This is a genomic window from Pseudomonas sp. EB271-G4-1, from assembly GCF_058791355.1.
Genome location: NZ_JBYTEO010000001.1, coordinates 213,116 through 220,539, shown reverse-complemented (window position 1 = coordinate 220,539; position 7,424 = coordinate 213,116). Strand labels below are relative to the sequence as shown.

Genomic DNA, 7,424 nt, shown 5'->3' with positions numbered 1-7,424 from the left:
GTTAAAGAGCGGTTGGTTAAGATCTTTCGCCTCAACCGAGGCGCGCATTCTACAGCAGCCTCATTTGCTGTCAAGTGGTATTTTTCAGAAGTTTTCAAGGAATCCTTAACAACTTCAACCACTTGCGCTTCAGATCTCTCATCAGCGGGAGGCGAATTCTACAGCGTTACACGCTGCTGTCAACACCTCTTTTTCAACGTCCTTGGCGCTTCGATGAGCTGAAGCAACCTGCTGCCGAAAACTGCCTAACTCGTTGCTTACCAAGGAGTTTTCCGTTTCGACTGCACCGGAAGTGGGGCGAATTATAGGCTTCCAGAATCTGCCGTCAAGCATTGATTCCGCTTTTCTATCAACAACTTGCAGCAAGCGCCAAAAACTCAGATTGAAACCTATATAGAGGATTAAGCACTCCTCTATATAGAAGGGCCTATCAGAGGACTCCCGAATCTCTGAGTGCAGACACGGCCCCAGCGTCCAGACTCAGCACCCGCTGCAAAACCTCCAGCGTATGCTCGCCCAGCAAAGGCGGTGCATAGCGATACTCCACTGGCGTCTTGGACAACCGTATAGGACTGGCCACCTGGGGCACCATGCCAGCCAGCACGTGAGGCAACTCGATGGCCAACCCGCGCGCCTTGACCTGCGGATCTTCAAACATCTGAGCCAGGTCATTGATGGGGCCACACGGCACACCGGCCTGTTCCAACTGAGCGACCCATTCGGCGGTAGTCTTGAACACCGTAGCCTGACGGATCAGGGGGATCAGCACCGCCCTGTTTGCCACCCGCAGCTTGTTGGTTGCAAAACGCGGATCGTCCGCCCACTGAGGCTGCCCAGCCACTTCGGCAAACTTGCGAAACTGCCCGTCATTCCCGACCGTCAGGATGAAGTCGCCATCAGCCGTAGGGAAGTCCTGATAAGGCACGATGTTCGGGTGTGCATTGCCCAGGCGCTTTGGCGCATTGCCCGTTGTCAGGTAGTTCATCGCCTGATTGGCCAAACAGGCGACTTGAACATCCAGCAATGCCATATCGATATGCTGCCCACCACCATCGTGGTCTCGATGCGCAAGCGCGGCCAGGATAGCCACAGTGGAATACAGCCCCGTGAGGATGTCCGTCAGCGCCACACCCACCTTGACCGGCCCAGCACCCTCTTCGCCTTCAGGTCGACCCGTCAAGCTCATCAGGCCACCAAGGCCCTGGATCATGAAGTCATAACCTGCGCGCTTGGCGTAGGGACCGGTTTGCCCAAACCCGGTGATCGAGCAATAAATCAGATCAGGATTGATCGCTTTCAGCGACTCATAGTCCAGACCGTAGGCCGCCAGACCGCCGACCTTGAAATTCTCGATGAGGATGTCCGACTTGGCCGCCAAGTCACGCACCAGCTTCTGCCCCTCTGGACGCGTGAAGTCGATGGTGACCGATTGCTTGTTGCGGTTGGCCGACAAGTAATAGGCAGCCTCGCTGGTGTTCTCGCCATAGGCGTCCTTGAGGAACGGAGGGCCCCAGGCGCGCGTGTCATCGCCATTGCCCGGACGCTCGACCTTGATCACTTCAGCGCCAAGGTCGGCGAGGATCTGGCCGGACCATGGCCCAGCCAACACCCGCGATAAATCCAGTACCCGTAGATGTGAAAGCGCGCCCATGACGTTCTCCTATTAATAGAACGCCTGGATGCCGGTCTGAGCGCGACCGAGGATCAGCGCGTGGACGTCATGCGTACCCTCATAGGTATTCACCACTTCCAGGTTGACCAGATGACGAGCAACGCCGAATTCATCCGAGATACCGTTACCGCCCAGCATGTCGCGGGCCATGCGCGCGATATCCAGGGATTTGCCGCAGGAGTTGCGCTTCATCATCGAGGTAATTTCAACCGCCGCGGTGCCTTCGTCCTTCATGCGCCCCAGACGCAGGCAGCCTTGCAGCGCCAGGGTGATTTCGGTCTGCATGTCGGCCAGCTTCTTCTGGATCAACTGGGTAGCGGCCAATGGGCGACCGAACTGCTGACGATCCAGGGTGTATTGGCGAGCGGTGTGCCAGCAGAACTCAGCGGCGCCCAGCGCCCCCCAGGAGATGCCGTAACGGGCCGAGTTCAAGCAGGTGAAAGGACCTTTCAGGCCTCGGACGTCAGGGAAGATGTTTTCTTCCGGAACGAACACGTTGTCCATGACGATCTCGCCGGTGATCGATGCCCGCAGGCCAACCTTGCCGTGAATCGCCGGAGCGCTCAGGCCTTTCCAGCCCTTCTCCAGAACGAAGCCGCGGATGTCGCCGGCATCGTCCTTGCCCCAAACCACGAATACGTCGGCGATCGGGCTGTTGGTGATCCACATCTTGCTGCCGGTCAGGCTATAGCCGCCTTCCACTTTCCGTGCACGGGTGATCATTGCACCTGGATCGGAGCCATGGTTTGGCTCGGTCAGGCCAAAGCAGCCGATCCACTCGCCCGACGCCAGTTTTGGCAGGTACTTCTGTTTCTGGGCTTCAGTACCGAATTCATTGATCGGCACCATTACCAGCGAGGATTGCACGCTCATCATCGAACGGTAGCCGGAGTCGACGCGCTCGACTTCACGCGCAATCAAACCGTAGCTGACGTAGTTCAGGCCGCTGCCACCGTACTGCTCGGGAATGGTTGCACCCAGCAGACCCACTTCGCCCATTTCACGGAAGATCGCCGGATCGGTCTTTTCATGGCGGAAGGCTTCGAGCACACGCGGCGCGAGACTCTGCTGAGCGAACTGCGCAGCGGTGTCGCGGATCATGCGCTCTTCTTCGGTGAGCTGTTGATCCAGCAGCAGGGGATCGATCCAGTTGAAGCTAGCTTTACCGGCCATGAGTGTGTCCTCTCGAAACAGGTCAAATAACGTGCAGTGATCCTAGGCCGGGTTCGCCGTCTGGGCAAACGAGGATTTCGCATACTGTTGTGCTAATTTCTCACTCCGAGATGTCGCAAAAGCCATTTAAGGCGATGTATTAGTGAGGTTGACGTACATGCGCAGGAAAATACCCAGTACAACGGCCCTGATCAGCTTTGAAGCCGCCGCCCGCCATGAAAGCTTTACCAAGGCAGCCCAGGAGCTTTCGCTGACCCAAGGGGCAATTTGTCGACAGATCGCCAGCCTCGAGGAGTTCCTGGGCGTGGAACTGTTCCGACGCTCCCGACGCGGGGTCAAGCTGACGGAGGCGGGTCTTTCCTACAGTCGCCGGGTTGCCACCCAACTCGATGCGGTTGAGCGCGACACCCTGTCCGTGATGGGCCAACAGGGGGCCAACGTCATAGAACTGGCCGTAGTTCCAACGTTCGGGACCCAGTGGCTGCTGCCCAGGCTCAAGGACTTTCAACAGAAACACCCGGAAGTAACAGTCAACCTGACCAACCGCACACGGCCGTTTCTGTTTGCCGACACCGATTTCGACGCAGCGATCTACTTCGGTGATGCGGATTGGTCGGGTACTGAATCCCACAGGCTGATGGGCGAAAATCCGATGCCCGTGTGCAGCCCCAACCTATTGGGCCAAAAAAATGCCCTGACAGCCGCTGAAATCGCCGACCTTCCCCTTCTGCAACAGACCACCCGCCCCTACGCCTGGCGCCAATGGTTCGACTCTCAGCACCTGAACGTCCCACGCGACATGACAGGGCCGCGCTACGAGCTATTCTCCATGCTGGCCCAGGCGGCGATGCACGACATGGGGATTGCACTGATCCCGCCGTTCCTGATTCAGCGCGAATTGGCCGAGGCTCGCCTGGTGATCGCCAACCCGCAGGCGCTCTCCAGCATAAAGGCCTATTACCTGATGATTCCGGAGAGAAAGGTCGAATCGGCGTCTTTAAGGGCTTTTCGGGACTGGCTGGTAAATCAGGCCCATGGCTACAGCCTAGAAGGATAAAGGCCTGCAGAACTTATCTGACCTCGTAGTCAGAAAACTGAAAACCCTACAGATATAAGTAATTGTCGCATAGAGAGAAACTGTACGACGAAGCAGTACAAACGTGCCACAAGCGCCTGAAGACGCGGCTTTGCGCCACTATTCCAGGTCGATTCCGCATCATTCATATGGCCGATGTGTAAATTGTTGGATTTGCGCCAAAATGCCCGAAAGGCACGGCCTACAAGGGATTGAGCCGTTTGGTTGCGACATTCGGTCACGGGGTGACTTGTAGTTAATTTTCCGTCACCCGTCATAATCCCTTGTAAGGGCACAAAGTTCGCCTGCAAAATGCCGCGCCCCGCCTGAATTTAGCGGGGTCGTGCTGATCGGCCGCCCCAGCCGCACCATCCGTAGTGCATGGGTTTACTCAATAAGATCACGCAGGAGATTTGACGTGCACATTGGTGTTCCTCTCGAAACCCAGACCGGTGAAACACGGGTTGCTGCAACCCCCGAAACCATCAAGAAGCTGATCGGCCAGGGTCATAAGGTCACTGTACAAAGCGGCGCCGGCGTCAATGCCAGTGTTGTCGACAGTGCCTATGAAGCCGCAGGCGCGGCCATTGGCAGTGCCAGCGAGGCGTTTGGTGCAGAGCTGATTTTGAAGGTGGTCGCCCCCAGCGACAGCGAGCTTGCGCTGATTAAGAGCGGCACCGTTGTGGTGGGGATGCTCAATCCGTTCAACAACGAAACCATCGCCAAGATGGCTGAGTGCGGCATTACTGCCTTTGCCTTGGAGGCTGCTCCTCGCACCTCGCGCGCACAGAGCCTGGACGTGCTGTCCTCGCAAGCCAACATCGCCGGCTATAAAGCCGTGTTGCTGGCCGCTCATCACTATCCGCGCTTCATGCCGATGCTGATGACCGCCGCGGGCACCGTGAAAGCGGCGCGGGTGCTGATTCTCGGCGCCGGTGTTGCCGGGCTGCAGGCCATCGCTACGGCCAAGCGCCTGGGTGCGGTGATCGAAGCGTCTGACGTGCGTCCGGCGGTAAAAGAACAGATCGAATCCCTGGGCGCCAAGTTCGTCGACGTGCCTTACGAGACCGATGAAGAGCGTGAATGCGCTGTCGGTGTCGGCGGTTACGCTCGCCCGATGCCTGCCAGCTGGATGCAGCGCCAGGCCGTGGCCGTGCACGAACGCGCCAAACAGGCTGACATCGTCATTACCACGGCGCTGATTCCGGGTCGCAAGGCACCGACGCTGCTCAGTGCAGAGACCGTGGCACAGATGAAACCGGGCTCGGTGGTCATCGACCTGGCGGCTGCCCAAGGCGGTAACTGCCCGCTGACCGTGGCCGACCAGGTGGTTGTCGAAAACGGTGTGACCATCGTTGGCCCGACCAACCTGGCGGCCGCAGTCGCTGCCGACGCCTCGGCACTGTATGCACGCAACCTGCTGGACTTCATGAAACTGTTGTTCGATAAAGAAGGACAACTGGTGATCAACCTTGAAGACGATATCGTCGCCGCGTGCCTGATGTGCCGCGACGGCCAGATCGTGCGCAAGAACGGCTGAGGATAAAAACAATGGAAGACATGCTGATCTCTCACGGTATCTACAACCTGATCATCTTCGTGCTGGCCATCTATGTCGGCTACCACGTGGTCTGGAACGTGACCCCTGCACTGCACACCCCTCTGATGGCCGTGACCAACGCGATCTCGGCCATCGTCATCGTCGGCGCCATGCTGGCTGCCGCCCTCACCGTGACCCCACTGGGCAAGACCATGGGCACCCTCGCCGTGGCCCTGGCCGCAGTGAACGTGTTCGGTGGCTTCCTGGTTACCCGGCGCATGCTGGAAATGTTCAAGAAGAAAGCGGCTCCAGCAAAAGCTCCGGCAGCCAAGGCCGAAGCAATCAAGGCTGAGGTGCAGCAAGCATGAGCATGAATCTGGTTACTTCCCTGTATTTGATCGCCTCGGTCTGCTTCATCCAGGCGCTCAAGGGACTCTCGCACCCAACCACGTCGCGTCGCGGCAACCTGTTCGGCATGCTCGGCATGGGCCTGGCGATCCTCACCACGGTTGGCCTGATCTACAAGCTGGGCGCCGAGCTGGCCCACGACGGTATCGTCTACGTGATCGTCGGCCTGCTGATCGGCGGCACTGTCGGTACGATCATGGCCAAACGCGTTGAAATGACCAAGATGCCCGAACTGGTCGCCTTCATGCACAGCATGATCGGCCTGGCGGCGGTGTTTATCGCCGTGGCCGCCGTGGTCGAGCCACAGTCGCTGGGTATCGTCCAGAACCTCGGCGATGCGATCCCCGCCGGTAACCGCCTGGAGTTGTTCCTCGGCGCTGCCATCGGTGCGATCACCTTCTCCGGTTCGGTCATTGCCTTCGGCAAACTGGCGGGCAAATACAAGTTCCGCCTGTTCCAGGGCGCGCCAGTACAGTTTGGCGGTCAGCACAAGCTGAACCTGCTGCTCGGCCTGGCCACACTGGCCCTGGGCGTGACCTTCATGCTCACCGGCGACTACACCGCTTTCGCCGTGATGCTGGCGCTGGCCTTCGTGCTTGGCGTGCTGATCATCATCCCGATCGGCGGTGCCGACATGCCGGTCGTCGTGTCCATGCTCAACAGCTACTCGGGCTGGGCGGCGGCGGGTATCGGCTTCTCGCTGAACAACTCGATGCTGATCATTGCCGGCTCGCTGGTCGGTTCGTCCGGCGCGATTCTTTCGTACATCATGTGCAAGGCGATGAACCGTTCGTTCTTCAACGTATTGCTCGGCGGTTTCGGCAACACGGCGGACGCAGGCCCTGCAGGCTCGAAAGAAGCGCGTCCGGTGAAATCCGGTTCGGCTGACGATGCAACCTTCCTGCTGACCAACGCCGACACCGTGATCATCGTTCCGGGCTACGGCCTGGCGGTAGCGCGGGCCCAGCATGCGCTGAAGGAACTGACCGAGAAGCTGACCCACCGTGGCGTGACCGTGAAGTACGCGATCCACCCGGTTGCCGGTCGCATGCCTGGCCACATGAACGTACTGCTGGCCGAGGCCGAAGTGCCTTACGACCAGGTGTTCGAGATGGACGACATCAACTCCGAGTTCGGCCAGGCCGACGTGGTACTGGTGTTGGGCGCGAACGACGTGGTCAACCCGGCGGCGAAGAACGATCCGAAATCGCCGATTGCCGGCATGCCGATCCTCGAAGCGTTCAAGGCCAAGACCATCATCGTCAACAAGCGCTCGATGGCCAGCGGCTATGCCGGCCTGGACAACGAGCTGTTCTACCTGGACAAAACCATGATGGTCTTCGGCGACGCCAAGAAAGTCATCGAAGACATGGTTAAAGCCGTCGAGTAAGACCGTTTCGCAGTGCCACAACGCCCCGACTCGTCGGGGCGTTTTTGTTTGTGCAAATCAATGGTCAAACCGTCGCGTTGTTACCGAAACGGTAACGGTGTTTTGTCTGAAAGCACCGGAATAGACACCTCGTTTGCGACCTTGGTAGCGGGACACAGCGCCGTGA

General features: G+C 58.7%; 6 protein-coding genes and 1 pseudogene. 5 read left to right on the top strand and 2 right to left on the bottom strand.

Going from position 1 to position 7,424, the window contains the following annotated elements; translation table 11 throughout:
- Nucleotides 1-222 (top strand): annotated as a pseudogene (locus AC3WWR_RS01065) (hypothetical protein); the annotation flags it as partial.
- A gap of 208 nt (nucleotides 223-430) precedes the next feature.
- Here AC3WWR_RS01065 and AC3WWR_RS01060 read toward each other — a convergent pair.
- The gene (locus tag AC3WWR_RS01060) at nucleotides 431-1,651 is read right to left on the bottom strand and encodes a CaiB/BaiF CoA transferase family protein (RefSeq protein ID WP_168757040.1); all 1,221 of its coding nucleotides are present in this window, start codon (nucleotides 1,649-1,651) and stop codon (nucleotides 431-433) included.
- A 12-nt stretch (nucleotides 1,652-1,663) separates the two neighbouring features.
- A complete protein-coding gene (locus AC3WWR_RS01055; protein WP_008064832.1) occupies nucleotides 1,664-2,845 on the bottom strand; it encodes an acyl-CoA dehydrogenase in 1,182 nt (393 codons plus the stop codon).
- 157 nt (nucleotides 2,846-3,002) lie between these two features.
- Between AC3WWR_RS01055 and AC3WWR_RS01050 the strand changes: the two genes are divergently transcribed.
- From AC3WWR_RS01050 to AC3WWR_RS01035, 4 genes are all read left to right on the top strand, one after another.
- Nucleotides 3,003-3,902 (top strand): LysR family transcriptional regulator, encoded by a 900-nt coding sequence (locus tag AC3WWR_RS01050; protein ID WP_020798089.1) that lies wholly within the window; start codon nucleotides 3,003-3,005, stop codon nucleotides 3,900-3,902.
- A gap of 436 nt (nucleotides 3,903-4,338) precedes the next feature.
- A complete protein-coding gene (locus tag AC3WWR_RS01045) occupies nucleotides 4,339-5,460 on the top strand; it encodes a Re/Si-specific NAD(P)(+) transhydrogenase subunit alpha (RefSeq protein ID WP_020798088.1) in 1,122 nt (373 codons plus the stop codon).
- Nucleotides 5,461-5,471: 11 nt separating this feature from the next.
- The gene (locus tag AC3WWR_RS01040; protein ID WP_008064823.1) at nucleotides 5,472-5,828 is read left to right on the top strand and encodes an NAD(P) transhydrogenase subunit alpha part 2; all 357 of its coding nucleotides are present in this window, start codon (nucleotides 5,472-5,474) and stop codon (nucleotides 5,826-5,828) included.
- Nucleotides 5,825-7,258 (top strand): NAD(P)(+) transhydrogenase (Re/Si-specific) subunit beta, encoded by a 1,434-nt coding sequence (locus tag AC3WWR_RS01035; protein WP_083349961.1) that lies wholly within the window; start codon nucleotides 5,825-5,827, stop codon nucleotides 7,256-7,258. The genes AC3WWR_RS01040 and AC3WWR_RS01035 overlap by 4 nt, the downstream gene beginning before the upstream one ends.
- Nucleotides 7,259-7,424 lie beyond the last annotated feature (166 nt).